Genomic DNA, 25612 nt, shown 5'->3' with positions numbered 1-25612 from the left:
GCCGCTATAGATGGGCGAGACTTGCGAGCGTGGCCCAGACCATCGCCACCGAAGCCATCATAGCACCGGACAGCGCCAGCACACCAAGTGTCGTACTGGCCCGCTGTGATCGGCGCGCATCCACAATAACGCTCCGGCCACAATAGAACATGTTGCAGACGAGCAGCACCAGAGCCAGCGAGACGAAAATCAGGATCGGCATCACGGGATCATGGACCCGCTCACGAACGGCCGCTAGTGGACGGGAGCGGCCATGGCGGGCATCGGTAGGAAGCCATCGCTCCGCTAGCGAACAAAGCAGCGTGAAGACCACCTTCAATCCAAAACGTGACAGAAGAGGGTGGGTCGGTTCCGCCGCGCAGTCTTACAGCGCACAGCAACAGTTTATGGCGCGTGGGCCGGGGCCTTGATTCGCCGCGCGACGGCAGGCCATGATCGAGAGGTAGACCGGGGGCTGACGAATGGAATGGATGTTGTTGGGGGTGATGGCTCTGGTGCAGGCCGGGGAGGTGCCGAAAAGCGCACTGGCGACGCCGTTGAAGCCAAGGAGCGCACCAGCCGACTGGGTGACGGACGCGGATTATCCGTCCAGCGCAGTCGACAAGGGCAAGGTGGGGAGGGTGCATTTTACCCTGACCGTAGACACGAAGGGCGTTCCGGATGGTTGCTATATCACCGCAACTTCCGGATTTTTGCAATTGGATCAGCATGCTTGCGCCATCCTCCTGAAGCGCGCCCGGTTCAGCCCGGCACGTGACCCGGCGGGGACCCCGATTCGTGCGATATATTCCAACAACTTCGCGTGGACGTCGCAGGACGGTCCGGCGCCGGGCGAGATTCCGCGCATCGATCTCATCGTGGACGTTGCTAAACTGCCGGCCGGATATGCCAGACCCGCGCTGACGCGGGTGCATTTTGCAAAGTCCGGCAAACCGGATGCCTGCCGGATCGAAGTGACGAGCGGTCTTGTCGCGATTGACAAGGTGGCTTGTCAGCAGGTCATGGTACAGGCGCCGGCACCGACACAAGGTATCAAATACGGGCCTCTGTTCGACACGCGGATGGTCCTGGTGACGTTCGAGCCGGTTTCCGCAAGGTGAGCGGCTCGCATGTTGGAAGAGCCTGAGCCCGAATATATGCTGGAGAGGCGGCGATTGCCACTTGCCTCGACGCGGCGAGAAAACGGACCGCCTCCACCGCGTGGAATGTTGATCAGAAAACGTCGGGACCATCCAAGAAGCGGCGCGGGTTTGCGACTGGTGTTGGGCAGTTCCGGACGGTAGTATTTTGAAGGTAAAGCCTAGCGCGCCATCACGATTTCGTTGCGCGCGGCTTGGGTGAGCCAGGCACTGCGGGTGAGGTGGCGCGCGGCCGCTGCCGCATCGATCGCTTCCAGCGTACCGCGGTCCAGCGAGAGGTTGACGCGCACCGCCTTGCCGGCCTTGGCGATATAGGGAACCGCGACGAGAAAGGCACCTTCGGCCAGATCCGCAGCATGGGCTGCGGCGATCGCCGAAGCCTCGGCAGGCGCCACCTCGTCCGCATCCTCGAACCACAGGTCGAGCGCTTCGGCAGCGTTCTTTACGAGATCCTCGATCGTGTCGGCAGCCGAGAAGCAGCCGGGCAGATCAGGGAACGTCAAGCCATAGGCGCTGTCCGCATCCTTGTGCACGATGGCGAAATAGATCTTCACTCTGAAATCCCTTCCGGCGGGCTCAAAGCCAGCCGACTTGCTTCGCGATGGCGCGGGCGGTGCCCGTTGGCAGGTCTTTCTTCGGGTGCGGCACGATTACGGTCTGCGAACCCTTGCGGAATTTGTGGTGGGAGCCGTTCGACGACACCTTCTCCCAACCTTCCGAAAGGAGCTTCCTGACAAGCTGCTCGCTGTCCCGCTCCATGCGCAAATAGATACACAATGCCATAACGCGCATCAAGCAATTGTGTGTATTATTTTGCGCACAAATCCATCCGCCAAGCCTGCTACGGATGGCAGGCCATGGACGCAAGCGAACAGAATGCTTGGGCCGCCAGCCTACCCCGCCGCCAGCGCCGCCCGGATGCCGTCGATCACGAACTGCACCGCCAGCGCCGCGAGCAGCACGCCGAGCAGCCGCGACACCACCGCTTCGATCTTGGCGCCGACGATCCGCATGATCGGCCCCGCCGCCAGCAGCGCGAGCACGCACAGAAGCAGCACCGCCAGCATCGCCGCCAGCACCACCGCCGACTGCTCGATCCCCTTGCTCTGCGCCATCAGCAGCATCACCGAGGCGATCGATCCCGGCCCGGCGATCATCGGCATCGCCATCGGGAAGATCGAGATGTCGACCGGATCCTCGGCCTTCACCTTCTCGGCCCGGTCCTCGCGCCGCTCGGTGCGCTTCTCGAACACCATTTCCAGCGCGATCAGGAACAGCATGATGCCGCCGGCGATGCGGAAGGCGTTGAGGCTGATCCCCAGCGCGTGGAGCAGCGCCTCGCCGAACAGCGCAAAGCCGAACAGGATGATCGCGGCGACCATCACCGCGCGCACCGCCATCGCGCGGCGATGCACCGCGTTGGTCCCCGCCGTCAGCCCCGCGAAGATCGGCGCGCAGCCGGGCGGGTCGATGATGACGAAGAAGGTGACGAAGGACGAGACGAACAGCTCGATCAAATCGCGTCTGCCTCGAGCGGGACCCCGGCATTGCGGTGCGCGGCGACGAGCGTGTTGCGCAGCAGGCAGGCGATCGTCATCGGGCCGACGCCGCCCGGCACCGGCGTGATCGCACCCGCGACGCTCGCCGCGCCGTCGAAGTCGACATCGCCGACCAGGCCTTCGTCCGTACGGTTGATGCCCACGTCGATCACCGTCGCGCCGGGCTTGAGCCACTCGCCCTTGACGAAATGGGGGATGCCCACGGCAGCCACGACGATGTCGGCATGGCGGAGATAATGCGGCAGGTTGCGGGTGCGCGAATGGACGATCGTCACCGTCGCGCTCGCCTTGGTGAGCAAGGCCGCCATCGGCTTGCCGACGATGTTCGAGCGGCCGATCACCACCGCGTCGAGGCCGGACAGGCTGCCCAGCTTGTCCTGCAGCAGCATCAGGCAGCCGAGCGGGGTGCAGGGCACGAAGCCCTCCAGCCCGGTTGCGAGGCGGCCGGCGTTGACCGGGTGGAAACCGTCGACGTCCTTCTCGGGCGAGATGCGCAGCAGCACTTCCTGCTCGTCGATATGCTTGGGCAGCGGCAGCTGGACGAGGATGCCGTCGATGCTCGCATCGGCGTTGAGCTGATCGACCAGCGCCAGCAGCGCCTCCTGCGTGGTATCGGCGGACAGGCGATGCTCGAAGCTCGCCATGCCGGCCTCGCGGGTCTGCTTGCCCTTGGAGCGGACATAGACGGCGGAGGCGGGGTCTTCGCCCACCAGCACCACGGCAAGGCCGGGCACGCGCCCCGCCGCCGCCTCGAACGCAGGAACCAGGGTCGCGATGCGGGCGCGCAGGCCCGCGGCAAATGCCTTGCCGTCGATGATCTCAGCCGTCATGCCCCTCGCCATAGAGGCTGCGGGCGATCTGTTCCAGAGCCGTAGCGTCGCCGGCGATCGAAAGCCGCTTGAGCCGCGACGTTTCTCCCGCGATCAGCGTCACGTCGCGCTTGGGCACCCCGAATGTCTTGGCGACCAGCGGCACCAGCGCGGCATTGGCGGCGCCCTCCACCGGCGGGGCGGCGAGCCGGGCGGCGAAATGCGCCCCCGTCCCCGCCGCCAGCACGTCGCGCGACGCCCGGGGCGTCACGCGCACGGCGATCTCGATTCCGGAGGCCACAGGCCGCCAGGCAGGCACTTAGAGCGCGGCGCCGGCGATCATCAGCGCGATGCGCGGGATCACGATGTTCTGCAGGATGTAGAGGATCAGCAGCACGACCAACGGCGACAGATCGAGCGCACCGAAATCCGGCAGGATGCGGCGGAAGGGGCGGTAGAGCGGCTCGGTGATCCGATGCAGCGCATTCCACACCGCGCGGACGAAATCGCTATGGGTGTTGATGACGTTGAACTGGATCAGCCACGACAGCACCGCCTGGATCACGATGATCCACCAGACGATGTTCAGCAGCACCTGCAGGATCTGCAGCAGCATCAGGCCAATCTGGGTCAATTCACTCTCCGCGGCACCGTTTCAGGTGCGATATAGGATGAAACGCGCGCCGGACAATCAGGCGTGGACGAGCGTGCCTACGCCCTGCCGCGTAAAGATTTCCAGCAGCATGCCGTGCGGGATGCGTCCGTCGAGGATCACCGCCGCATCGACGCCCGCCGCCACCGCGTTGACGCAGGTCTCCACCTTGGGGATCATGCCGCCCGAAATGGTGCCGTCGTCCTTCAGCGCCTGCACGCGCGTTGCATCGAGATCGGTGAGCAGGTCGCCGGTCTTGCTCAGCACGCCGGGCACGTCGGTCAGCAGGAAGAAGCGCTTGGCGCCGCACGCCCCGGCGATCGCGCCGGCCATGGTATCGGCGTTGATGTTGTAGGTGTGCCCGTCCGCGCCCAGCGCGATCGGCGAGACCACGGGGATGAAGCCCGATGCCGCCAGCGACTGGAGGATGGAAATGTCCACCGCCACCGGCTCGCCGACGAACCCGAGGTCGACATGGCGCTCGATGCCCTGCAGCGGATCGGCCTCGCTGCGCTGCACCTTCTCGGCGCGCACCAGCCCGGCATCCTTGCCCGAAATGCCCACGGCCCGGCCGCCGGCCGCCGCGATCCAGGCGACGATTTCCTTGTTGATCGAACCCGCCAGCACCATTTCGGCGATCTCGGCAGTCGCCTTGTCGGTGACGCGCAGCCCACCGACAAAGGTCGATTCGACACCGAGCCGCTTGAGCATCCGGCCGATCTGCGGGCCGCCGCCGTGCACGACGATCGGGTTGATCCCCACCGCCTTCAGTAACACCACGTCTTCGGCGAAGTCGCGCGCCAGCTCGGGGTCGCCCATGGCGTGGCCGCCATATTTCACGACGAAGGTGGCGCCGGCATAGCGCTGCAGATAGGGCAGCGCCTCGGTGAGGGTTTCGGCCTTGGCGAGCAGCGCCGGATGGGGTGCGTGGTCGGTCATCCGCGGCCCTTTAGTGCCGCTTAGCCCTTACGTCCATCGAGAGCGCGTCCCAGCGCCACCGCGCCGGTGATCAGGAACGGCACGAGCACGATCGACAGCACCACCTTGGTGAGCATCTGCCCGGCCATCAGCTCCAGGATCGGACGCTCGCCGAGGAACGAGATGCTGATGAACAGCACGGTATCGACGATCTGCGACACCACGCTCGCCACCATGCCGCGGAACCAGACGAGCCCGCTCGGTCCCGCCTGCCCGCGCAGCTTGTTGAAGATGAACACGTTGAGCGTCTGCGACGTGCCGTAGGAGATGAACCCGGCGAGCATCATCCGCATCCCCTGCCCGACGACGATCGGGAAGGCGGCGATGGCGGGCGGGTACATGCCCTTGTCGGCCGGCAGGATCAGCACCAGCTGGATCAGCGCGGCCGAGACGAGCAGCGGCACGAAGCCCAGCCGTACCAGCCCGGTGGCGATCGCCTGGCCGTGCAGCTCGGCCACCGCGCTCGACAGCACGACGAGGATCAGGAAGCCGAAGATCCCCGCCTCTACCGCCAGTGGCCCGAGTGCTACCTGCTTCACCCCCAGCACGCCCGCCATGCAGACCATGCCGCCATAGAGGATGGCGTAGACGAAGAGCGAGCGCGGGATGGCGAGCTTGGGGGTATCCATCGGCGGTTGCTAGCGCCAAAGCTTGGCCGGTGGAAGATGCCGCGCGGGCCGGGGTGTCCCGGGATGCGTACTGGCGCGCCCTCAGTGACCGTTTGGAAATTCCCGGAAGAGCAAATTTCAAGGCGGCACCGGCCCGCTCCCCCACCCGGCCACCCAACGGCAGTATTCTATGGGTGGCCGGGTGGAGGAGCGGGCCGGTGCCGCGAAATGCGCTGCAGCGCATTTCCAGACAGACTCTCAGTCCTTGAACGGCTTCAGCGTCTCGATTGTGCCGTCAGGACGGAAGGTCAGTTCGGTGATCTTGGCCGACCGGAGGTGGTTCTTATTCGTCAGCTGGGTGTCGTGGTATGCCAGATACCATTTGCCCTGGAACTCGAACACCGAGCCATGGCTTGTCCATCCCTGCACCGGCTCCAGGATGCGCCCGGCATAGGTGAACGGGCCATAGGGGCTCTTGCCGACGGCATAGGCCAGGAAGTGCGTGTCCCCGGTCGAGTACATGTAGTAATATTTGCCGCCGCGCTTGAACGTCCAGGCCGCCTCGAAGAAGCGGCGGTCATGGTCGCCGCCCAGCAGCGGCTTGCCCTTTTCGTCGAGAATCACCGCATCGCGCAGCGGTTCGGCGAGGCTCTTCATGTCGGGCGCGAGGCGCGCAACCTTGCCGGTCAGCGCGGGCTGGTCGTCCTTCTTCAGGTCGGTGTCGCCGGCATTCGGATCGTACTTGCCGGTCGCCCAGCGCTGCAGCTGCCCACCCCAGATGCCGCCCAGATAGAGATAGCTCTGGCCATCGTCGTCGGTGAAGACGGCGGGGTCCATCGAATAGCTGCCCTGGATCGGCTGCGGCTCGGCCTTGAACGGCCCGACCGGCGAGGTCGAGGTGGCGACGCCGATCCGGAACACGCCCTGCTTATCCTTGGCCGGGAAGTAGAGGTAATAGGTGCCGCTCTTGAACGCCGCGTCGGGCGCCCAGGCCTTTTCGGACGCCCAGGGCACCTGCTTCAGGTCGAGCGCGACCGGGTGCACCGTCACCGGGCCGCCGGGGCGATCCATGCTCAGCACCTGATAGTCATGCATCGCGTACTGGCTGCCGAGATCGTCGTCGGGGATGCCCATGTCGACGTCGTGGCTGGGATAGATATAGATCTTGCCGTCGAACACGTGCGCGGAAGGATCGGCGAAGAAAAGGTCCTTGACCAGCGGCTGGGCGAGATAGCGCTTGCCCTCCGGGCTGCGCGCCTCTGCCGACGCGGTGCCGTTCGACGCGGCATCGTTCTGGACCGGGCCGCCGGTGGAACAGCCCGCAAGGAGCGCGAGCGCGGCCGCAGCCGTCGAAAGTTTCAGCGAAAGTCGCAACAGCCTATCCTCTCGTCCTGTCTCGGAGCGGCTTGTGCCGCTTTCCGATAGCGCTACCATCCGACCGGCGTGCCGGGCAATAGGCTTGGCATCGGCTGAGGCGGCGTCCTCGCGCTGAAAGCGATGCGTCGCCGCGCCTTCCCATGCACGCGCTTGCCGGGCCCGCGCGCGCCACTATGGTATCACCCGTCACATTCCGTGGGGGATTCCGCTTCGATGCCGTCCATTCGTTTGCTTTGCACTACCGCGCTGGTCGCACTCGCGGCGCCTGCCCTGCCCGCCGCCGCGCAGCAGGCCCCGGCCGCCACCGCGCCGGCGCCGCTCGCCACGCTCGTCGATCAGGTGAAGCTGCCCTATGAGCAGTTCACCCTCGCCAACGGCCTGCGCGTCATCGTCCATACCGATCGCAAGGCGCCGGTCGTAGCACTTTCGGTGTGGTACGATGTCGGCTCCAAGCACGAGCCCGCCGGCCGGACCGGCTTCGCGCATCTGTTCGAGCATCTGATGTTCAACGGCTCGCAGAACGCGCCGGGCGACTTCTTCGAGCCGCTCAAGCAGGTCGGCGCGACCGATCTCAACGGCACCACCTATTACGACCGCACCAATTATTTCGAGACCGTGCCCAAGCCCGCGCTCGAACGCGCGCTGTTCCTCGAGAGCGACCGGATGGGCTGGCTCACCCCCGCGATCACGCAAGGCGTGCTCGACGAGCAGCGCGGCGTGGTCCAGAACGAGAAGCGCCAGGGCGACAACCAGCCCTATGGCCTGGTCGAATACACGCTGGTCGAAGGCTTGTTCGGCGACAGCCCCTATGGCCATTCGGTGATCGGATCGATGGCCGATCTCGACCGCGCGAGCGTGGACGACGTGAAGGGCTGGTTCCGTGAGCATTACGGCCCGAACAACGCCGTCCTCTCGCTCTCCGGCGACATCGACGCCGCCGAGGCGCGGCCGCTGGTCGAGAAATATTTCGGCCGCATCGCGCGCGGGCCGCAGAGCGCGCTGCCCAAGGTCACCATCCCCACCCTGCCCGCCGCCAAGACGGTGGTACTGAAGGACCGCGTCCCCGCCATCCAGATCACCCGCAACTGGGCGATCCCCGGCCTCAACGATCCCGATGCCGCGGCGCTCGACGTGTTCGGCCAGGTGCTGGGCGGCCTCGCCAGCTCGCGGCTGGCCAACGCACTGGTCCGCGAGGAGAAGCTGGCGGTGAGCGCCTATGCCTATGCCGAAACCTTCTCGCAGGCGGGCACCTTCACCATCGGCGTGACGCTGAAGCCCGGCGTCGACCCGGCGGTGGTCGACAAGCGGATCGACGCGATCCTCGCCGATCTGATCGCCAAGGGGCCGACCGCCGACGAGGTGCAGCGCGTCGCCACCACCAACGTCTCCGCGACGATCAAGGGCCTGCAGTCGGCCCGCGCCCAGGCGGCGACGCTGGCCGAGGGCCTGCTCTATTCGAATGACCCCGGCTTCTTCCGCAAGCGGCTGGAAGAAGTGGCGAAGATGACGCCGGCCAAGGCGCGCGCGGCCGCCGCCAAATGGCTCACCCGCCCCGCCTTCACCATCCGCGTCGAGCCCGGCGACCGCGAGGCCTATCAGGAAGCCGCCGCCGTCGCGCCAGCCAAGCCCGCCGCCGAGGAAGCGATCCCCAAGGGCGATCGCGGGCCGCTGCCCGACGTCGGCCCGATCCGCGACATCCGCTTCCCCACCGTGGAGCGCACTCGCCTCGCCAGCGGCGTGGAGCTGATCTACGCCCGCCAGACCGCGGTGCCGGTGACGCGCATGGTGCTCAGCTTCGATGCCGGCGCCACCGCCGATCCGGACGGGCGGCCGGGGACCCAGAACCTCACCTTGTCGCTGATGGACGAAGGCACGACCAGCCGGAACTCGATCGCCATCGCCGAGGCCAAGGAACGGCTGGGCGCGGAGATCGACGGCGGCAGCTCGGCCGATCGCACCTATCTGAGCCTCGGCGTCCCCAGCGCCAATCTGGGCGGCGGCGTCGAACTGTTCGCCGACATCGTCCGCCACCCGGCCTTCGCGCCGGCCGAAGTCGAGCGGTTGCGCGCCACCACGCTCACCGCGATCCAGTTCGAGCTGAGCAGCCCGAGCGGCCTCGCCGGCCGCGCGCTGCCGGGCCTGCTGTACGGCACCGCCACCCCCTATGCGAAGCTCGCCAACGGCTCGGGCGACCCTGCCGTGGTCGCCAAGCTCTCGCGGGACGAACTGGTCGCCTTCCACCGCGCCTGGATCCGGCCGGACAAGGCCAAGGTGTTCGTCGTCAGCGACCTCCCGCTGGCGCAGGTGAAGGCAGCGCTCGATGCGCGCTTCGGCGACTGGAAGGGCGAAGGGGCGGCGGGCGTCAAGGCGTTCGCGAACAAGCCGCAACAGGCGTCCCCGCGCATCGTGCTGGTCGATCGCCCCAATTCGCCGCAGTCGCTGATCGTCGCCGCGCAGATGACGCCGCTCGATCCGGCAGGCGACCTGCTGGTGCCAGTCACCGCCAACCAGGTGCTGGGCGGCGGCTTCCTCTCGCGCATCAACATGGATCTGCGCGAGGCGCGGCACTGGTCCTACGGCGCCAGCGGCGGGTTCAACTGGCTGGAGCACGCCGTGCCCTATGCAGTGAACGCCCCCGTCCAGGCCGACCGCACCGGCGATTCGATCAAGTCGATCCGCGACGACGTGCGCGGCTTCCTGACGACCAGCGGCATCACCCCGGCCGAGCTCGCCCGCGAGATCGCCGGCAGCACCCGTGAACTGGCCGGGCGATTCGAAACCGCCAATGCGGTGCTCGGCGCGATGCAGCAGAACGATATCCGCCACCGCCCCGACGATTATTACGACAGCATCGCGCAAAAATATCGCGCCATGACGGCGGCCCAGCTTGACGCTGCGGCACGCGGGGCACTCGACGTCGATCGGTTCGTTTGGGTGGTCGTGGGCGACGCCGCCAAGGTCCGCCCGCAGCTTGACAGCCTCGGCCTGCCTGTCGAGGTGATCAGCGCAGCCTCTTTGGCGGGGAAGAGCCCGCCTGCAACCAAGTAACCAGGAGAAACCCAAGATGGCGAATGTGGATGGCAGCTGGAACACCGTGACCAAGTCGCCGCTGGGCGATCAGCAGGCGACGCTCACCGTCACCAGCAACGGTGACAGCTTCACCGGCAACTTCAACGGCGCGATGGGCCAGACCGAGATCAAGGACGGCAAGGTGAACGGCGACACGCTCAGCTGGTCGCTCGACATCTCGGTGCCGATGCCGATGACGCTCACCTGCGAAGCCACCGTGACCGGCGACAGCCTCGACGGCACCGTCACCGCGGGCGCCTTTGGCAGCTTCCCGATCACCGGCACGCGCGCCTGACCGGACGCCGGCAGCCCCGCACCCCGGGGCTGCCGGCACCGCACCGCGCCGTCCGCACGTCTCCGAAGGGGACAGGGCGGCGCCACTGTCATAAAACCGTTACCCAAACGCAACCGAACTGACCGCGTTTCCCCCTACCGGGCTCATCAAACAGAGCTGATCCAGGGGGCTATCATGACATCGCGATCCAAATTGATTCTCGCATCCGGCGCGAGTGTGCTGGCCTGCGTGCTGGCGACCGCCGCAGCCGCGCAGACCGCAACCGCCAGTGAACCGCAGGACGGCGTTCCGGGCGAAATCGTCGTCACCGGCGCGCGCCCGATCGCCGAATCCGAATCGCTCGCGCTGCGCATTCAGCGCGCCTCGGATTCGCTGGTCACCGTGGCGGCCGCGGACGGCGTGGGCCGCCTGCCCGACCAGAACATCGCCCAGGCCGCCAGCCGTCTGCCCGGCATCGCGGTCGAGCGCGACCAGGGCCAGGCGCGCTACATCTCGCTGCGCGGCGCGCCGAACTACTGGACCACGCTGTCGTTCGACGGGATCACCGTCGTCAGCCCCGAGGGCCGCGACGCGCGCTTCGATTCGATTCCCTCGGCGATCGCCTCGCAGATCATCGTCTCCAAGGCGGTGACGCCGGACATGACCGGCGAAACCGTGGCCGGCAACGTCAACGTCATCACCCGCTCGGCCTTCGACTACAGCGGCGCGCACTTCGCCGGAAAGGCCGGCTATGGCATCGCCGAGCTGGGCGACCGCAAGCAATATGAAGTCTCGGCCGTCGCCTCGGACCGGTTCAAGGTCGGCGAAGGCGAACTCGGCGTGCTGGTGTCGGGCAGCTATTTCCAGCGCGGCATGATCACCGACAATTTCGAGACCGATTACGAGCGCGTCTCGCAGGATGCCCGCCCCGGCAACGCCACCCGCTTCTGGGCGGCGGAGGCCGAGAACAAGCTGTACCGCCTCACCCGCCGCAACTGGTCGGCCTCGGCCCGCGTCGACTACAAGCCGGATGACAGCAACACCATCTCGCTGCGATCGATCTACACGATCTTCAAGGACGACGAGGCGCGCGACAATTATCGCTTCGACCTCGACGATCGGCAGGGCGATCTCGTCGCCAACACCGCCGATTGCCCGCGCACGGTGAACGCGACGCCGACCACCTCGGGCTATGCCGATGTCTGCATCGGCAACACGCCGGAGCGCGGCACGATCTACGGCATCGACATCCGCCAGCGCTCGACGCTGCGCGCCTTCCGCCAGTCGATCTTCACCAACAGCATCGTCGGCGAGCATGACTTCGCGCCGGGCTGGCACCTCTCCTGGGTGGGCAACTACACCGAATCGAAGGACGATCGCTCGGTCGTCGGCGAGATCGCCTGGGACAGCCCCCCGACCCGCAACCTGCGCCCCACCGTCGATTACGACTTCAGCGACCCCAACCGCTCGCACCTGCGGCTGTTCACCACCAACCAGCTGAGCGGCCCCACCCGCTATTCGGCGGGCAGCCGCGTCGTCGCGGTCGACAGCTTCACCAAGACGCCGTCGACGCTGAGCGTGCTCGACGCGGTCGACACCACCAAGGCCTATACCGGCCGGCTGGTGCTGTCGCGCGAGACGCGCTTCCTCGGCAGCGAGGCGGTGCTGAAGGCGGGCTTCCAGTTCGACCAGCGCACCAAGATCGCGGACGAGAAGCAGATCCTGCTCACCACCGCGACCCAGCTCACCGCTGTCGGCGTGCCCACCAACTATGCGGACTTCTCGCTGAACGACCCGTTCGCCGGCCAGATCCCGATGGATTACACCTTCCGCTATTTCGATCAGGACAAGATGCGGGCGGTAGCCAATGCCGCGCGCCGCCAGTTCGCCTTCACGCCCATTGTCGACAACAACTATGATGTGCGCGAACGTGTCTATGCCGGCTTCGTGATGGCTACGCTGCGCTATGACTGGGGCTCGATCCTGGGCGGCGTCCGCGTCGAGCGGCTGGAGAATCGTGGCTCGGCCATCGGCACCATCGCGTCGGTCCGCGGCCCGGTGACGGCGGAGTCGAGCCGCACGCTCGCCTTCCCCAGCCTGCACATCAACTACAATGTCGACGATACCAAGAAGCTGCGGCTGTCGTTCAACTCGGGCGCCGCACGCGCCGATTACGACCAGATGCGCCCCAACGTCGTCATCAACGACACCGCCCAGACGATCTCCGGCGGCAATCCCGGCGTGAAGCCCGAGCGCGCCTACGGCGTCGACGGCTATTTTGAATGGTATGTCCGTCCGCAGGGCTATCTGATGGCCGGCCTGTTCTACAAGCGGGTCGAGGACGTGCTGTATCGCCAGTTGCGCAAGTTCGGCTCCAATGCGCTGGACAGCAATGGCTTCGATCGTTCGACCTATGATTTCACCGGTATCACCAATGGCGGCGACGGGCGCATCTTCGGCGCCGAGGCGGCGGCGCAGTTCCAGCTCGAGCCCTGGACCGGCGCGCTCGGCCTGCCGGACTGGATGGGCGGCTTCGGCATCTCGGCCAACATCACGCTGAACGACAGCAAGGTCACCAAGCCCGCGATCGGCACCGCCGTGACCGCGCGCAAGGTGCGCCTGCCCGGCACGTCGGACATGATCTACAATGTCGGCGGCTATTACGAGAAGTACGGCCTGTCGCTCCGCGTCCAGTACCAGCGCCGCAGCGACTGGCTCGACACCATTGCCGACGACCTCACCGATGCCGGCGACACCTATTGGTCGGCGGACGAGGAGATGGACATCTCGGCGCGCTACGCGATCACCAAGCGCTTCGAGATCTATGCCGATGTGCAGAACGTGCTGAACCAGCCGGGCCGCCGCTATGCCGAGCCGGGCAATCTGCTCACCGCCGGCACGCCGACACCGATACCGACGCCGACGATCAAGTCGCAGACGATCGAATGGGAGCGCTTCGGCCGCCGCTACGCCGCCGGCGTGCGGGTGACCTTCTGATGCGCGCGGTTCCCGCCCTGATGCTTGCCGGCCTGGTGGCGCTCGCCACCGCCGGCTGCGCCCGCACCGAGCCGCGGCCCGCCTTCTCGCCGCTCCCCACCGCGCAGGTGACGGCGCGCGGCGAGACGCAGGCGGTGCGCACCGCCAATGCCGACGCCGCCGACGATCCCGCGATCTGGCGCAACCCGGCCGATCCCGCCGCCAGCCTGATCGTCGGCACGGACAAGCAGGCCGGGCTCTATGTCTACGATCTGCAGGGCAAGCAGCGCTCGTTCCTCGACGCCGGCCGGGTCAATAATGTCGACCTGCGCGACATGGGCGCGCCGGGCATCATCGTCGTCGCCAGCGATCGCAACGATCCGCTCCAGGCCAAGGCGGACGTGTTCCGCCTCGATCCCGCAACCGCCACCCTGGCCTGGTCCGGCACCTTCGGCGCCGGCGCGGGCGAGGCCTACGGCGTGTGCCTCTACCGCGCGGGCGAAAAGCTCTACGCGTTCAACGTGCTCAAGGACGGCACGATCACCCAGCTCGACCTGAGCAGCGGCGCAACGCCCGGCCGCATCGTCCGCACGATGAAGCTCGGCACCCAGTCCGAAGGCTGCGTCGTCGACGATCGCACCCACCGGCTCTATGTGGCGGAGGAAGATGTCGGCCTGTGGCGCTTCGATGCGCGGCCGGACGGCAGCACCCAGCCCACCCGCATCGCCGCCGCCGACGGCCGCCAAATCGTCGCCGATGCCGAAGGCCTCGCGATCGCAGCGGAAGGCCCGGCCGATGGCGGCTATCTGCTCGTCTCCAGCCAGGGCGACAATGCCTATGCCGTCTACCGCCTCGCCGACGATGCCTATGTCGGCCGCTTCCGCGTCGCCCCCGGCCGCTTCGGCAGCACCGAGCAGACCGACGGCATCGAACTGATCACCGGCGATTTCGGCCCCGCCTTCCCCGGCGGGCTGTTCGTCGCGCAGGACGGCATCAACCCGCCCGCCGCGCAGAACTTCAAGCTGGCCGCCTGGGCCGACATCAAGGCCGCACTCGGCTTGCGTTGAAGCGAAGCCGGGGATTGCACCCGCGCCCCGGCTTCCTACAACGTCTCCATGACCGATTTCCCCAAGCCGCCCGTCGCCGCCACCCGCCCGCACAGCTTCACCCGCCACGGCATCACCATCGAAGACCCCTGGGCGTGGATCCGCGACCCCGGCTATCCGGACGTGCAGGACAAGGACGTCCTCGCCTATCTCGCCGAAGAGAACACGTACTTCGACACCGTGATGGCGCCGCTGAAGCCGCTCGCCGAAACGCTGTTCCAGGAGATGCGCGGCCGCATCAAGGAAGACGAATCCACCGTCCCCCAGAAGGATGGCGACTGGCTCTACTGGACCGATTACGAAACCGGCGGCGAATATCCCCGCTGGTGGCGCAAGCCCGTCGCCGGCGGCGCGGACGAACTGATCCTCGACGAACCCGCGCTGGCCGAGGGCAAGGAATATTTCCGCGTCGGCGCGGTCAGCATCAGCGAGGACGGCGCGCTGATGGCCTATTCCACCGACGACAACGGCTCCGAACGCTACACCATCCGCTTCAAGGATCTGCGCACCGGCACCGTGCCCGACGAGGCGATCCCCGGCGCCGCCGGCTGCTGGGGCAATGTCGCGATCGAGGGCTCGATCGGCAATCTCGTCTTCACCTCGACCGGCGACGCGCTGCTCTACGGCCTCACCGACGAGCATTGGCGCACCCGCACGATCAAGCTCCACCGCCTCGGCACCGATCCGGCGCAGGACGTGGTCGTCTATCACGAGGAGGAACTCGGCTTCTCGGTCGGCGTCGAGACGAGCAGCGATCGCAAGTGGATCCTGCTCACCACCAGCGACCATGAGACGAGCGAGATCCGCCTCCTCCCCGCGCACGATCCGCTGGCCGAGGCGATCCTCGTCGCCCCGCGCAAGACCGGCCGCGAGTACGATGTCGACACGCACGGCGACACGCTGTTCATCCACACCAACGATACCGACACCAACTGGCGCCTCGTCACCGCCCCCATCTCGGCTCCGTCCGAATGGACCGAGCGCATCGCCCCCTCGCGCCATTTCTACATGACCGGGGTGGCCTGCTTCGCCGACTTCTTCATCGTCGAGGGCCGCGAGGACGGGCTCGATCAGATCGAGCTGCACCGCTACGACGCGAGCGTGCCCCCCACGCGCCTGCCCTGGCCCGAGGCGAGCTATGTCGCCGGCGTGGGCGACAACCCGGAATACAGCGTCACCAAGCTGCGGCTCGGTTATGAATCGATGGTCACCCCCGGCACCGTCTATGATTACACCGTCGCCACCGGCGCGCTGGAGACGCTGAAGGTTCAGGAGATCCCCAGCGGCTATGACAAAGCCAAGTATCGCACCGAACGCCTGACCATCACCGCGCGCGACGGCGCCGCCGTCCCCGTCTCGATCGTCATGCCCAAGGATTTCCCGCGCGACGGCACCGGCAAGCTCTACCTCTATTCCTACGGCGCCTATGGCCACGCCATCCCGCCGGGCTTTTCGACCAGCCGCATGTCGTTCCTCGATCGCGGCATGGCCTTCGCCATCGCCCATATCCGCGGCGGCGACGATCTCGGCCAGCATTGGTATCACGAGGGCAAGCTGGAGAAGCGCACCAACACGTTCAACGATTTCGTCGACGTGGCCAAGGGGCTGATCACGCTCGGCTATACCGCGCCGGGCCAGATCGCCATCGCCGGCCGATCGGCGGGCGGCGAGCTGATGGGCGCGGTGGTCAATTCCGATCCCGAGCTGTGGGGCGCAGTGATCGCCGACGTGCCCTTCGTCGACGTGCTCAACACCATGCTCGACGAAAGCCTGCCGCTCACCCCCGGCGAGTGGCCCGAATGGGGCAACCCGATCGAGGACAAGGCGGCGTTCGAGCTGATCCGCAGCTACAGCCCGTACGACAATGTGAAGGCGCAGGCCTATCCGCCGATGCTGATCTCGGGCGGCCTCAACGATCCGCGCGTGACCTATTGGGAGCCCGCCAAATGGGCCGCCCGCCTGCGCGCGACCAAGACCGACGACAATATCCTGCTGCTCAAGACCAATATGGGCGCCGGCCATGGCGGCAAGTCCGGGCGCTGGGAGAGTTTGCGGGAGTATGCCGACGAGATGGCGTTCGTGCTTTGGCAGTTGGGGGTGGAGGGGTAGGCCTCAGTGCAGGCTATATCTCTCGCTCCGAGTCCACGATGTCGCAATGCAATAGATATTACCCCGACACACCCCGTGCAGGATATTTACGTAAACTTAATGCGATCGAGCTCAGCTATGAAATCAGAGTGATTCTTAAATGAGTACAATAGCTCAACGCACCCCCTTATCATCAAAAAGACGTTTATGAAGAACATTTCCAGCGTTTCTTCATCTTCTACGTGTGACAAATGATGGACGTGCTTTGATCTAATTTTGTATGCTTTTTTGAAGTTTTCTACAATCTGCATTCTATAATCCGACCCTTTCGCGATCGCGAATGCAAGACGCTCGCCAACGCTAGATTGAATCGGCTCACTAGCATCTTTTAGAAGAAGATGCTCCGCCGCAGACATAGCGTACATAATGCGATTACGAACGTCATCGGCAGCAACAGCTTGGGAATACGCCGATATCGCAGTCTTCACGCGCTTTTGAAAGGAATTCAACTCATCACCTTCGAAAAACAAAGCTGTATTTTCGAAGTGCAATTCTTCCATTATTCGAACTAATTCATCATATTTTAACAACCAACGAAACGGGTTCGTTCCAGAAATAGAGTTGGTTATTTTCGAAAGTCGACCATCTTTTACCACTATGGCGGTCTGTGTGGGCACACTTTGTCGGCCGATTGGAAAGCATTTAAAGTTTACGTCCCACCGAGGAGCAATCGGACACATAAACCTTAAAATATCAGCAACATCATCCGCCAACTCAAGAGCCCTCTCCTCGCAAAACTTTATTTCTCCCCAGAATGTTTTTTCAACCACGGTCGTATGACCATATTTTCTTCTAAAATCATCAGCTTTAGCTTTAACTTCTTCCGCACCGATTTTCCCGCCTTCAATCATACGATTTTCAAAATCGTCTATCAAATCCAGGTTGAATGGAGCAATAAGAACCCCACCCAATATAAAACTCCTCTCTATTTCGACACCGGTCAGCGGAATCAGCATTCTATGCTCAATAAAAGATTCAGCGCACCTCTTCAGGAGATAATCAGATAATTTCTCTTCGGAAATACCACTCAGCGAGTCCTTCCACCATTTAAATATCTCTGCTTCAATGAAATCTTCAGAAAATCCAAATTTAAATGGTCGAGTGGAACGAACTTTTGATACAAGTAGGCGCAGACTTCGATAGCCGTCACCCCTAAGGGAAACAATCTCGCCTCCCTTCTCGAAATATCGCTCTACAGTCTTTCCAGAAATATCCGTGAGAGCCATTATAGGCTCTCCAACAACTTCCTTTCTATCTATTATCGCCGAAGTTACTTGCCGGGACTTAAAATCTTGTGCATCACTCGGCTTGTATTTTCCAAATTCCCCGAGCGTCAAAAGAATGGCCGCATCACTATTGATTGCATCTGCGGCACCGGGATGCAGAGTTTCTGGTAGGAATTTCTGGCGGTCAGATTTCATACCTACCTTTGATAATACCTCCGCCGCACGAACCAAGGCGTTTTTCTTCTCTTTCAATCCCCCGCAAACCCAAACGCCGTAACCCCGCGCTCCCGCTCGCTCCCCGCCGCCGCGCGCCCCGCAGGCGCCGCCGAGCGCTGCGGACACGCCACGCGCGTACACGCCCGGCACCCCAGCCCGATCGGCGCCGCGCGTCCGGCCAGGTCCACCCCGCGCGCTGCCGCCAGTGTCCCCGCCTCCGCCGCCGGCAGGCCCAGCGCGATCACGAAGCGCGGGCGGACGCCGCCGGGCGCTCCCCCATGCGGATGCACGCAGCGCGCGATGGTGAAGGCGCGCGCGCCGTCCTCCAATTCGACCAGCTGCACCGCCGTCTCGTCGGTCCGCGCGAACGCGTCATAGGCGTTCCACAAGGGGCACGGCACCGCCGCCTCGACCAGCGCCGATCCGCTGGCGCCGGCATAGCGTTTCGAGACCTGCCCCGCGCGATCGAACCGCATCAGGAAGAAGCTCAGGCCCCGCGCCCCCACCCGCTGCAGCGTCGTCAGCCGGTGCGCCACCTGCGCCGCGCTTGCGCCGAAGCGCCGCTGGAGCAGCTCGAGGTCATAGCCGCTCGCCTCGCACGCGCGCAGGAAGCGGGCATAGGGCATCGTCACCGCCGCGGCGAAATAGGCGGTCAGATGGCGGCGGAACAGCCGCACCGCCGCCCGGTCCAGTTCGGCGCCGCGCACCAGCGCCTCGATCTCGTCGCGCGCCTCGACCGCCAGCTGCTCGGCCAGCGCAAAGGCCCGCGCGCTGGGATCGAGCGCTTCGGAGAGCTGCAATTGCCGCGCATGCAGGTCCAGCCGTTTCAGGGCATCGCCCATCACCTCGGCGGGCAGGATGCGCACGGCGAGCTGGTGCTTCACCCGCAGCCGATCGGCCATCGCGCCGTACGGCTCGCCGGCCATGCGCAGTTCGTCGGCCAGCGCCTCGCCGGCGGCATCTAGATCGGCGAAATGGTTGCGCCAGCGCTCGATCGCGCGGCGTACCTGTTGGCCCGGATCGACGGTGCCGGGATCGGCGGTGGCGCCGCCGCCCATCCGATCGAAGGCGCGGGCAAACGCCTCGGCGCCGTCGGGCGCGCCGGCCAGCCATTCCTCGAGCTGGTGGCGATCGATCGCGAGATCGGCGAAGATCGGGTCCGCCAGCCGCCGCCGCAGCGCCTCGGCGCCGCCGCCGGGCTCGGCCGCGGCGAGGCGGCGGGGATCGAAGTCATAGGTCTCGGCCAGCTTGAGCATCAGCGCGGCGGAGATCGGCCGCTGGTTGCGCTCGACCAGGTTGAGGTAGCTGGCCGAAATCTCCAGCGCCTCCGCCATCGCCGCCTGGGTGACGGCAAGCTGGAAGCGCAGCCGCCGGATGGCGTGCCCGGCGAAGAGTTTGCGTTCGGCCATTGGGGTGCTCCTGCTCCGATCTCTCCAGGCGAGGGGAGAGGACCACCCTTCCACCGTCATCCCGGCGAACGCCGGGATGACGACGAGGAGGGGGAGATTCGCGCACCCCGCCACGCTTTCCTACACCAGATGTTCTTTTTATGTTCAGGCTCGAGAACAATAATGCTTCTGTAAATACTTTACAGCACAACAAGCAACGCTCGCAACCTACAACACACCAACACGCCGTTGTCGGCCCCCTCCTCCTAGTCCAGCGCCGGGCGATGATCCTAATAGATCCTCACAAGCCAACGCCAGTCAGTCAAGGAATTCACAATGTCCCAGCCGCTTGGTTTCGAGGATCTGGTCCCCGCCCCCGCCGGGCGGTTCGAGGGCATCCAGCGCCCCTACACGCCCGCCGACGTCGCCAGGCTGCGCGGTTCGCTGCCGGTGGAGCACACGCTGGCCCGCCGCGGCGCGCTCAAGCTGTGGGAGCTGCTGCGCAGCGAGGACTATGTCCATGCGCTCGGCGCGCTGTCGGGCAACCAGGCGATGCAGATGGTCCGCGCCGGGCTGAAGGCGATCTATTTGTCGGGCTGGCAGGTCGCGGCGGATGCCAACACCGCCGGGCAGATGTACCCCGATCAGTCGCTCTACCCGGCCAATGCCGGGCCGGAGCTGGCGCGGCGGATCAACGCGACGCTCCAGCGCGCCGACCAGATCGAGCATATGGAAGGCGGCGCGACGCGCGACTGGTTCGCGCCGATCGTCGCCGATGCGGAAGCCGGGTTCGGCGGCCCGCTCAACTGCTTCGAGATCATGAAGTCGTACATCGCCGCCGGTGCGGCAGGGGTGCACTATGAGGACCAGCTCGCCAGCGAGAAGAAGTGCGGCCATCTCGGCGGCAAGGTGCTGATCCCCACCCAGGCCCACATCCGCAACCTCGATGCGGCGCGGCTGGCGGCAGATGTGAGCGGCGTACCGACGGTGATCTGCGCCCGCACCGATGCCGAGTCAGCGAAGCTGATCACCTCGGACGTGGACGAACGCGACCACCAGTTCCTCACCGGCGAGCGGACCCCAGAGGGGTTCTTCCGCCTCAAGGAAGGCACCGGCGTCGATCACTGCATCCAGCGCGGCCTGGCCTTCGCGCCGCATGCCGACCTGCTGTGGTGGGAAACGTCGAAGCCCAATCTCGACGACGCCCGCCGCTTCGCCGAGGCGATCAAGAAGGCGCATCCGAACAAGATGCTGGCCTATAATTGCTCGCCCAGCTTCAACTGGGAGAAGAACCTGGACAAGGCCGACATCGCCCGCTTCCAGCGCGAGATCGGGGCGATGGGGTACAAGTTCCAGTTCGTCACCCTCGCCGGCTTCCACAGCCTCAACTACGGCATGTACGAGCTGGCGCGCGGCTATCGGGATCGCGGCATGGCGGCCTATTCGGAGCTGCAGCAGGCCGAGTTCGCGGCGGAGGCGAATGGCTACACCGCGACGCGCCACCAGCGCGAGGTCGGCACCGGCTATTTCGACGCCATTGCCCAGACCGTGGCCGGGGGCGCCAGCTCCACCACCGCGCTCGCCGAGAGCACCGAAGCCGCCCAGTTCAACGCCCAAGCCGCATAACAGGAGAGCATGCCATGTCGAACGAACCGCAGCGCAGCCGCGCCGTCTTTTCCACCGAGGATTTCCGCCTGCTCCGCGAGGCCGTCGGCGCCCATCTGCAGGCGGTGAAGGACAAGCCGGAATCGGTGAAGTTCTCCAACCTCTACCACCGTTTGGGCCGTGTGGCCTGACGTCTTTCCTGGGGAGGAAAGGATGCCCGCCGGGTCGCGACCCCGGCGGGCATTTCCGCGTTCAGGTCGCTTTGCTGCGCAACCAAGCGGCGAAGGCATCTTCTTCCAATGCGCCGGCAGCTAGGGCGAGCATGATCTGGATGGCGTCCGCTTTATCGAACGCGATGGCGATGCCGTTCAGCTTCAGGAACAGGCGCGTCATCACCCAGGCGGTGCGCTTGTTGCCATCGGCAAAGGGGTGGTTCCGCGCCACGCCAAAGCCATAGGCGGCCGCCAGTGCGAACGGATCGTCCTCGCCATATGCCAGCTTGTTCAGCGGGCATGCCATCGCCGATTCGAGCAGCCCGGCATCCTTGACGCCCGAAAGTCCGCCATGTTCGGCCAACTGCCGCTCATGCACCGCCAGGGCGATGTCCGCCGTCAGGAAACGGAAGGTCGCCCCACTCACCGGGCGAGGACCGCGAGAATATCGCGATCCTCACGCATGATGTCTTCGGCTGCCTGCATTGCTTCCGCGAAATCGATGTCGGCCGCGCGGAGCGTCACACTTCCCTGCCCTTCCGTGAGAAACAGCTCGTCCCCAAGCTCCACGCGCAGTCGCGCCAGGATTTCCTTGGGCAGGATGACACCGGCGGAGTTGCCGATCTTGATGATCTTGAGCGGCTTGGTCATACGTCTGTTATAACATCAGTTCGCACCGTCTTCAACGCCGCGCAGTTGCGCCAGCCGCGCCGCATGCTCGGCCTTGCCGAACGGGAAGCGCCGGTAGAAGAACGCCGCGATCGCGCCGAGCGCCAGGTAGACCGCACAGAAGATCAGCGTGAACCGGTCGATGACGCCCTCGGGTACCGTCCCAGGCTTGGCGCCGTCCGGGAAGCCCGAGAAGCTGAGGATCAGCCCGGTGGCGAAGATGCCGAGCCCGCTCGAGCATTTCTGGACGAAGAAGAAGCCGGCGAAGAACACCCCTTCGGAACGCCGCCCGGTCGTCACCTCCGAATGCTCGACCACGTCGGCCAGCATCGAGGCGCCGAGCATCGTCGAGGAGACGGCGAAGGTCGCGTTGACGGTGAAGATGGTGAACAGCACCGGCAGCAGCAGCGGGCTTCCCGGCGCCGGGAAAAGCCCGGCAAGGCGGAGCAGATAGGGGGCGACGAGCAGCAGCACGGCGAACACCATCGCCATCGTCGCGGCCTGTGGCTTGCCCATCCGCCGCGCCAGCCGGGGGGCAAGCAGGAAGGCGAGCACGACGCCGAGGAACAGCGTGGCGCCGAGCAGCTGGAAGGCAAGGTTCCCGAAGCGCCAGACATGGGCGTAGAGATAGTTCGACATCGAGAAGCTGATGCCCTGCGCGACAAAATAGCTGAGCGCCGCCGTCATCAGCACGAGGAAGGCCGGATTGCGCAGCGTCGCGAACAGCTCGGCGATGCTCTGGCGGAGCGGCTGGGGCTCGATCTCCACCGGCGGCAGGTTCTTGATCTCGTGGTGCGTGCCCAAGGCCGAGCCGAGGATCGCCACCACCATCAGCGCCGCGCCGCCGATCGCGAAGCCGGGATAGCCCGCCCGATCGAACTGGCCGTGCGGCTGGCCGGCGCCCTCGGCAAGGAACCAGCCATAGGAGAGCATCAGCATCGCCATGCCGCCGCCCCAGCCGAACAGGAAGCGGTACGCCATGATCCGCGTCCGCTCCTCATAGTCGGAGGAGAGTTCGGGGCTCAGCGCCTGCGACGGCACCTCGAAGGCGGAGACGGCGGTGCGCACCACCACCGCGCTGACGAACAGCCAGCCGAGCAGCGCCCCGTGGCTCCAGGCCGGCGGGTTCCACAGGAACAGCCAGCCGAGCGCGATCGGCAGCGCGGCCGCATACATCCAGGGATGGCGGCGCCCCCAGCGGCTTCGGGTGCGATCAGAGAGCATGCCGATCGCCGGATCGACGAATGCGTCGAACAGCAGCGCACACATGATCACGAAGCCGACCTGGGCGGCCGGCAGGCCCACTACCTGGTTGTAGAACAGCAGCAGGAAGGTGACGAAGCAGAAATCCTTCACACCGTACGCCGCGGCGCCGAAGCCATAGGCCAGCATCGTCGGCGTCGCCACGCGCCGGCTGGGCGGCACGGGTGGGGTGTCGACGGTGCGACCGGCCATCAATCCATTCTCCACTGCGTCCCCCGCCCTCCCCGATACAGAGATGGAGAGGGCCCGGCAAATGAAACACTTTGGAAGATCGGGTATGGGTTGCGACCCGGCATTCAGCCGTTATACCTGCCGGTAATTAGAACCGAGAGGATGGCCATGGCCCTCGAACCCGAGCTGTTCGACGCGCTGATCGACACGGTCCGCCGCTTCGTCGCCGAGCGGCTGCGCCCGCTGGAGGCCGAGGTGGAGGCGGCCGACGCGATACCGGAAGCCATCGTCGAGGAGATGAAGGCGCTCGGCCTGTTCGGGCTTTCGATCGCCGAGGAACATGGCGGACTGGGCCTGACCATGGCCGAGGAATGCCGGGTCGCGATCGAGCTGGGGCGCACCACGCCCGCCTTCCGCTCGGCCTTCGGCACCAATGTCGGCATCGGCAGCCAGGGGCTGGTGATCGCCGGCACGCCCGAGCAGAAGGCGCACTGGCTGCCGAAGATCGCTCGCGGCGCGATCATCACCAGCTTCGCGCTGACCGAGCCGGACGTGGGTTCGGATTCCGGAGCGGTGAAGACCCGCGCGGTCCGGGACGGCGACGTGTACCGGCTGCGCGGCACCAAACGCTACATCACCAATGCCGACAAGGCGCAGCTCTTCACCGTGATGGCGCGAACCGGCGAGGAAGCGGGCGGCCGCGGCGTCTCCGCCTTCCTGGTGCCGCGCGACCTGCCGGGCGTGTCGATCGGCGAGCCCGAGAAGAAGATGGGCCAGAAGGGCGCACGGGTCGCCGACGTGATCTTCGACGACGTGGCGGTACCCGCGGAGAACAGGCTGGGCGAAGAAGGCGAAGGCTTTCGGATCGCGATGCAGGTGCTCGATCGCGGGCGGCTGCACATTGCCGCGGTGTGCGTCGGCGTCGCCGAACGGCTGCTCGCCGACTGCGTCGCCTATGCCAGCGAGCGCAAGCAGTTCGGGAAGCCGATCGCCGAGCACCAGCTGATCCAGGCGATGCTGGCGGATTCGAAGACCGAAGCGCTCGCCGCCCGCGCGCTGGTGCTGGAAACGGCCGCCGCGAAGGATTCAGGGGCCAACACGACGATGGAAGCCGCGGCGGCCAAGTATTTCGCCAGCGAGATGGTCGGCCGCGTCGCCGATCGCGCCGTGCAGATCTTCGGCGGCGCGGGCTACATCGCCGATTACGGGATCGAGCGGCTGTACCGCGACGTGCGGCTGTTCCGGATCTACGAAGGCACCAGCCAGATCCAGCAACTGATCATCGCCCGCGAGACGCTGAAGCGCGGCGGGTAAAATGCCCGTGCCCCATCGGGGAAGGGTTGGGAGAGGGAGTTAGGCATGGACGTATCTTCGCTGTTTCGCCTCGATGGCCGTGTCGCCCTGGTCACCGGCGGCTCGCGCGGCATCGGGCGGATGATCGCCGAGGGCTTCGTCGCCTCGGGCGCGAAAGTCTATGTGTCGTCGCGCCGGGCCGAGGCATGCGCGGAAACGGCGGCCGCGCTGGGGCCGAACGCCATTCCGCTGCCGCATGACGTATCTACCGTCGAAGGGTGCCGCGCGCTCGCCGCCGACCTCGCCGAACGCGAGCCGCGCCTCGACATCCTCGTCAACAATGCCGGCGCCGCCTGGGGCGAGCCGTTCGAGAGCTTCCCGGAAAAGGGCTGGGACAAGGTCATGGACCTGAACGTCAAGTCGCCCTTCTTCCTGACCCAGGCGCTGCACGGCCTGCTCAAGGCCGGCGGCTCGCCGGAGCGCCCGGCCAAGGTGATCAACATCACCTCGATCGACGGCCAGCGGCTCAATGCGTGGGAAACCTATAGCTACCAGGCCTCGAAGGCGGCGTTGATCCACCTCACCCGGCGGATGGCGGCGCGGCTGGTGCGCGACCAGATCCACGTCACCTCGATCGCCCCCGGTGCCTTTCCCAGCGACATGAACAAGGCCGCGCGCGACCATGGCGGCACCGTGGCCCAGGCGATCCCGGCAAAGCGCATCGGGGTTGCCGAGGACATGGCGGGTGCCGCGATCTACCTCGCCAGTCGCGCCGGGGATTATCTGGTGGGCGAAACCGTCACCGTGGATGGCGGCCTGGTCAACGCATCGCTGGGCGCGAGCATCGACGGCTGACCGCCGATGCTCGCTTGAA

25 protein-coding genes are annotated in these 25612 nt (G+C 65.8%); 10 read left to right on the top strand and 15 right to left on the bottom strand.

The features are described 5' to 3' along the window. Positions 1-4: 4 nt before the first annotated feature. Positions 5-202, bottom strand: coding sequence for a hypothetical protein (locus tag SPI01S_RS19130; RefSeq protein WP_066726528.1), 198 nt, complete (start codon positions 200-202; stop codon positions 5-7). Positions 203-461: 259 nt separating this feature from the next. Between SPI01S_RS19130 and SPI01S_RS19125 the strand changes: the two genes are divergently transcribed. Continuing rightward, a complete protein-coding gene (locus SPI01S_RS19125; protein ID WP_066726525.1) occupies positions 462-1100 on the top strand; it encodes a TonB family protein in 639 nt (212 codons plus the stop codon). A 200-nt stretch (positions 1101-1300) separates the two neighbouring features. Here SPI01S_RS19125 and SPI01S_RS19120 read toward each other — a convergent pair whose 3' ends face one another. From SPI01S_RS19120 to SPI01S_RS19080, 9 genes are all read right to left on the bottom strand, one after another. Continuing rightward, positions 1301-1693, bottom strand: a complete 393-nt coding sequence (locus tag SPI01S_RS19120) for a type II toxin-antitoxin system HicB family antitoxin (protein WP_066726524.1) — start codon at positions 1691-1693, stop codon at positions 1301-1303. A gap of 22 nt (positions 1694-1715) precedes the next feature. Further along, complete coding sequence (locus SPI01S_RS19115; RefSeq protein ID WP_218017633.1) at positions 1716-1922, bottom strand: type II toxin-antitoxin system HicA family toxin; 207 nt, start codon at positions 1920-1922, stop codon at positions 1716-1718. A 110-nt stretch (positions 1923-2032) separates the two neighbouring features. Next, the gene (locus tag SPI01S_RS19110; RefSeq protein ID WP_066726523.1) at positions 2033-2656 is read right to left on the bottom strand and encodes a MarC family protein; all 624 of its coding nucleotides are present in this window, start codon (positions 2654-2656) and stop codon (positions 2033-2035) included. Beyond that, complete coding sequence (gene folD / locus SPI01S_RS19105; RefSeq protein ID WP_066726521.1) at positions 2653-3528, bottom strand: bifunctional methylenetetrahydrofolate dehydrogenase/methenyltetrahydrofolate cyclohydrolase FolD; 876 nt, start codon at positions 3526-3528, stop codon at positions 2653-2655. The genes SPI01S_RS19110 and folD overlap by 4 nt, the downstream gene beginning before the upstream one ends. Beyond that, positions 3518-3808, bottom strand: a complete 291-nt coding sequence (locus SPI01S_RS19100; protein ID WP_373278327.1) for a DUF167 domain-containing protein — start codon at positions 3806-3808, stop codon at positions 3518-3520. Before SPI01S_RS19100 ends, folD begins: the two co-directional genes overlap by 11 nt. A gap of 18 nt (positions 3809-3826) precedes the next feature. Next, positions 3827-4123 carry a YggT family protein gene (locus SPI01S_RS19095; RefSeq protein WP_066726518.1) on the bottom strand — a complete coding sequence of 99 codons (297 nt, stop codon included), beginning with the start codon at positions 4121-4123 and terminating at the stop codon, positions 3827-3829. A 75-nt stretch (positions 4124-4198) separates the two neighbouring features. After that, on the bottom strand, positions 4199-5098 hold the full coding sequence (gene argB, locus SPI01S_RS19090) for an acetylglutamate kinase (RefSeq protein WP_066726516.1): 900 nt from the start codon (positions 5096-5098) through the stop codon (positions 4199-4201). A gap of 20 nt (positions 5099-5118) precedes the next feature. After that, positions 5119-5766, bottom strand: a complete 648-nt coding sequence (locus SPI01S_RS19085; protein ID WP_066726514.1) for a queuosine precursor transporter — start codon at positions 5764-5766, stop codon at positions 5119-5121. A gap of 237 nt (positions 5767-6003) precedes the next feature. Next, complete coding sequence (locus SPI01S_RS19080; RefSeq protein ID WP_066726509.1) at positions 6004-7119, bottom strand: glycoside hydrolase family 43 protein; 1116 nt, start codon at positions 7117-7119, stop codon at positions 6004-6006. A gap of 216 nt (positions 7120-7335) precedes the next feature. On the opposite strand from SPI01S_RS19080, the gene SPI01S_RS19075 reads away from it, so the two are divergent. The 5 genes from SPI01S_RS19075 (at position 7336) to SPI01S_RS19055 (ending at position 16656) form a co-directional block, all read left to right on the top strand. After that, complete coding sequence (locus tag SPI01S_RS19075; RefSeq protein WP_066726508.1) at positions 7336-10170, top strand: M16 family metallopeptidase; 2835 nt, start codon at positions 7336-7338, stop codon at positions 10168-10170. A 16-nt stretch (positions 10171-10186) separates the two neighbouring features. Further along, positions 10187-10486: a hypothetical protein gene (locus SPI01S_RS19070; RefSeq protein ID WP_066726506.1), complete on the top strand. Its 300-nt coding sequence runs from the start codon at positions 10187-10189 to the stop codon at positions 10484-10486. Between the two features lie 174 nt (positions 10487-10660). After that, positions 10661-13462, top strand: a complete 2802-nt coding sequence (locus tag SPI01S_RS19065; protein ID WP_066726505.1) for a TonB-dependent receptor — start codon at positions 10661-10663, stop codon at positions 13460-13462. Further along, complete coding sequence (locus SPI01S_RS19060; RefSeq protein WP_066726504.1) at positions 13462-14508, top strand: phytase; 1047 nt, start codon at positions 13462-13464, stop codon at positions 14506-14508. Before SPI01S_RS19065 ends, SPI01S_RS19060 begins: the two co-directional genes overlap by 1 nt. Before the next feature lie 48 nt (positions 14509-14556). Then, entirely contained in the window at positions 14557-16656 is a 2100-nt protein-coding gene (locus SPI01S_RS19055) for a S9 family peptidase (RefSeq protein WP_066726503.1), read from the top strand. A gap of 86 nt (positions 16657-16742) precedes the next feature. Here the strand turns inward: SPI01S_RS19055 and SPI01S_RS22480 are convergent, their stop codons facing one another. Both SPI01S_RS22480 and SPI01S_RS19050 read right to left on the bottom strand, forming a co-directional pair. Continuing rightward, the gene (locus tag SPI01S_RS22480; RefSeq protein ID WP_157084798.1) at positions 16743-18263 is read right to left on the bottom strand and encodes a HEPN domain-containing protein; all 1521 of its coding nucleotides are present in this window, start codon (positions 18261-18263) and stop codon (positions 16743-16745) included. Further along, complete coding sequence (locus tag SPI01S_RS19050) at positions 18170-19546, bottom strand: helix-turn-helix domain-containing protein (RefSeq protein ID WP_066726502.1); 1377 nt, start codon at positions 19544-19546, stop codon at positions 18170-18172. The genes SPI01S_RS22480 and SPI01S_RS19050 overlap by 94 nt, the downstream gene beginning before the upstream one ends. A 315-nt stretch (positions 19547-19861) precedes the next feature. On the opposite strand from SPI01S_RS19050, the gene aceA reads away from it, so the two are divergent. Together aceA and SPI01S_RS22755 are read left to right on the top strand one after the other, a co-directional pair. Further along, positions 19862-21151 (top strand): isocitrate lyase, encoded by a 1290-nt coding sequence (gene aceA / locus SPI01S_RS19045; RefSeq protein ID WP_066726500.1) that lies wholly within the window; start codon positions 19862-19864, stop codon positions 21149-21151. 14 nt (positions 21152-21165) lie between these two features. Beyond that, positions 21166-21321 (top strand): hypothetical protein, encoded by a 156-nt coding sequence (locus SPI01S_RS22755; RefSeq protein ID WP_019367690.1) that lies wholly within the window; start codon positions 21166-21168, stop codon positions 21319-21321. A 61-nt stretch (positions 21322-21382) separates the two neighbouring features. Here the strand turns inward: SPI01S_RS22755 and SPI01S_RS19040 are convergent, their stop codons facing one another. Genes SPI01S_RS19040 through SPI01S_RS19030 form a run of 3 tightly spaced genes read right to left on the bottom strand, consistent with a single transcriptional unit; the run spans position 21383 to position 23466 of the window. Further along, the gene (locus SPI01S_RS19040; protein WP_066726498.1) at positions 21383-21769 is read right to left on the bottom strand and encodes a type II toxin-antitoxin system death-on-curing family toxin; all 387 of its coding nucleotides are present in this window, start codon (positions 21767-21769) and stop codon (positions 21383-21385) included. After that, positions 21766-21993 (bottom strand): AbrB/MazE/SpoVT family DNA-binding domain-containing protein, encoded by a 228-nt coding sequence (locus tag SPI01S_RS19035; RefSeq protein ID WP_066726496.1) that lies wholly within the window; start codon positions 21991-21993, stop codon positions 21766-21768. The genes SPI01S_RS19040 and SPI01S_RS19035 overlap by 4 nt, the downstream gene beginning before the upstream one ends. Positions 21994-22008: 15 nt before the next feature. After that, entirely contained in the window at positions 22009-23466 is a 1458-nt protein-coding gene (locus SPI01S_RS19030; protein WP_174539133.1) for an MFS transporter, read from the bottom strand. Positions 23467-23613: 147 nt separating this feature from the next. Here SPI01S_RS19030 and SPI01S_RS19025 point away from each other — a divergent pair, with 147 nt between their 5' ends. Both SPI01S_RS19025 and SPI01S_RS19020 read left to right on the top strand, forming a co-directional pair. Then, positions 23614-24759 (top strand): acyl-CoA dehydrogenase family protein, encoded by a 1146-nt coding sequence (locus tag SPI01S_RS19025; RefSeq protein ID WP_066726495.1) that lies wholly within the window; start codon positions 23614-23616, stop codon positions 24757-24759. 45 nt (positions 24760-24804) lie between these two features. Beyond that, positions 24805-25593 (top strand): SDR family oxidoreductase, encoded by a 789-nt coding sequence (locus tag SPI01S_RS19020; RefSeq protein WP_066726494.1) that lies wholly within the window; start codon positions 24805-24807, stop codon positions 25591-25593. Positions 25594-25612: the final 19 nt, after the last annotated feature.

It is taken from the genome of Sphingomonas pituitosa NBRC 102491 (genome assembly GCF_001598435.1).
GTDB lineage: Bacteria > Pseudomonadota > Alphaproteobacteria > Sphingomonadales > Sphingomonadaceae > Sphingomonas > Sphingomonas pituitosa.
Note: the sequence above shows the minus strand (reverse complement) of the source record. Positions and strands in the feature narration are given on the sequence as shown.

Excerpts from the sequence above, each read along its gene's own strand:
- SPI01S_RS22755 (WP_019367690.1), top strand. The coding sequence starts at position 21,166 with ATGTCGAACGAACCGCAGCGCAGCCGCGCCGTCTTTTCCACCGAGGAT.
- SPI01S_RS19065 (WP_066726505.1), top strand. The coding sequence starts at position 10,661 with ATGACATCGCGATCCAAATTGATTCTCGCATCCGGCGCGAGTGTGCTG.
- argB (WP_066726516.1), bottom strand. The coding sequence starts at position 5,098 with ATGACCGACCACGCACCCCATCCGGCGCTGCTCGCCAAGGCCGAAACC.
- aceA (WP_066726500.1), top strand. The coding sequence starts at position 19,862 with ATGTCCCAGCCGCTTGGTTTCGAGGATCTGGTCCCCGCCCCCGCCGGG.
- SPI01S_RS19115 (WP_218017633.1), bottom strand. The coding sequence starts at position 1,922 with ATGGCATTGTGTATCTATTTGCGCATGGAGCGGGACAGCGAGCAGCTT.
- SPI01S_RS19075 (WP_066726508.1), top strand. The coding sequence starts at position 7,336 with ATGCCGTCCATTCGTTTGCTTTGCACTACCGCGCTGGTCGCACTCGCG.
- SPI01S_RS19070 (WP_066726506.1), top strand. The coding sequence starts at position 10,187 with ATGGCGAATGTGGATGGCAGCTGGAACACCGTGACCAAGTCGCCGCTG.
- folD (WP_066726521.1), bottom strand. The coding sequence starts at position 3,528 with ATGACGGCTGAGATCATCGACGGCAAGGCATTTGCCGCGGGCCTGCGC.
- SPI01S_RS19050 (WP_066726502.1), bottom strand. The coding sequence starts at position 19,546 with ATGGCCGAACGCAAACTCTTCGCCGGGCACGCCATCCGGCGGCTGCGC.
- SPI01S_RS19030 (WP_174539133.1), bottom strand. The coding sequence starts at position 23,466 with ATGGCCGGTCGCACCGTCGACACCCCACCCGTGCCGCCCAGCCGGCGC.
- SPI01S_RS19095 (WP_066726518.1), bottom strand. The coding sequence starts at position 4,123 with ATGCTGCTGCAGATCCTGCAGGTGCTGCTGAACATCGTCTGGTGGATC.
- SPI01S_RS19055 (WP_066726503.1), top strand. The coding sequence starts at position 14,557 with ATGACCGATTTCCCCAAGCCGCCCGTCGCCGCCACCCGCCCGCACAGC.
- SPI01S_RS19020 (WP_066726494.1), top strand. The coding sequence starts at position 24,805 with ATGGACGTATCTTCGCTGTTTCGCCTCGATGGCCGTGTCGCCCTGGTC.
- SPI01S_RS19125 (WP_066726525.1), top strand. The coding sequence starts at position 462 with ATGGAATGGATGTTGTTGGGGGTGATGGCTCTGGTGCAGGCCGGGGAG.
- SPI01S_RS19025 (WP_066726495.1), top strand. The coding sequence starts at position 23,614 with ATGGCCCTCGAACCCGAGCTGTTCGACGCGCTGATCGACACGGTCCGC.
- SPI01S_RS19085 (WP_066726514.1), bottom strand. The coding sequence starts at position 5,766 with ATGGATACCCCCAAGCTCGCCATCCCGCGCTCGCTCTTCGTCTACGCC.
- SPI01S_RS19060 (WP_066726504.1), top strand. The coding sequence starts at position 13,462 with ATGCGCGCGGTTCCCGCCCTGATGCTTGCCGGCCTGGTGGCGCTCGCC.
- SPI01S_RS19035 (WP_066726496.1), bottom strand. The coding sequence starts at position 21,993 with ATGACCAAGCCGCTCAAGATCATCAAGATCGGCAACTCCGCCGGTGTC.
- SPI01S_RS19130 (WP_066726528.1), bottom strand. The coding sequence starts at position 202 with ATGCCGATCCTGATTTTCGTCTCGCTGGCTCTGGTGCTGCTCGTCTGC.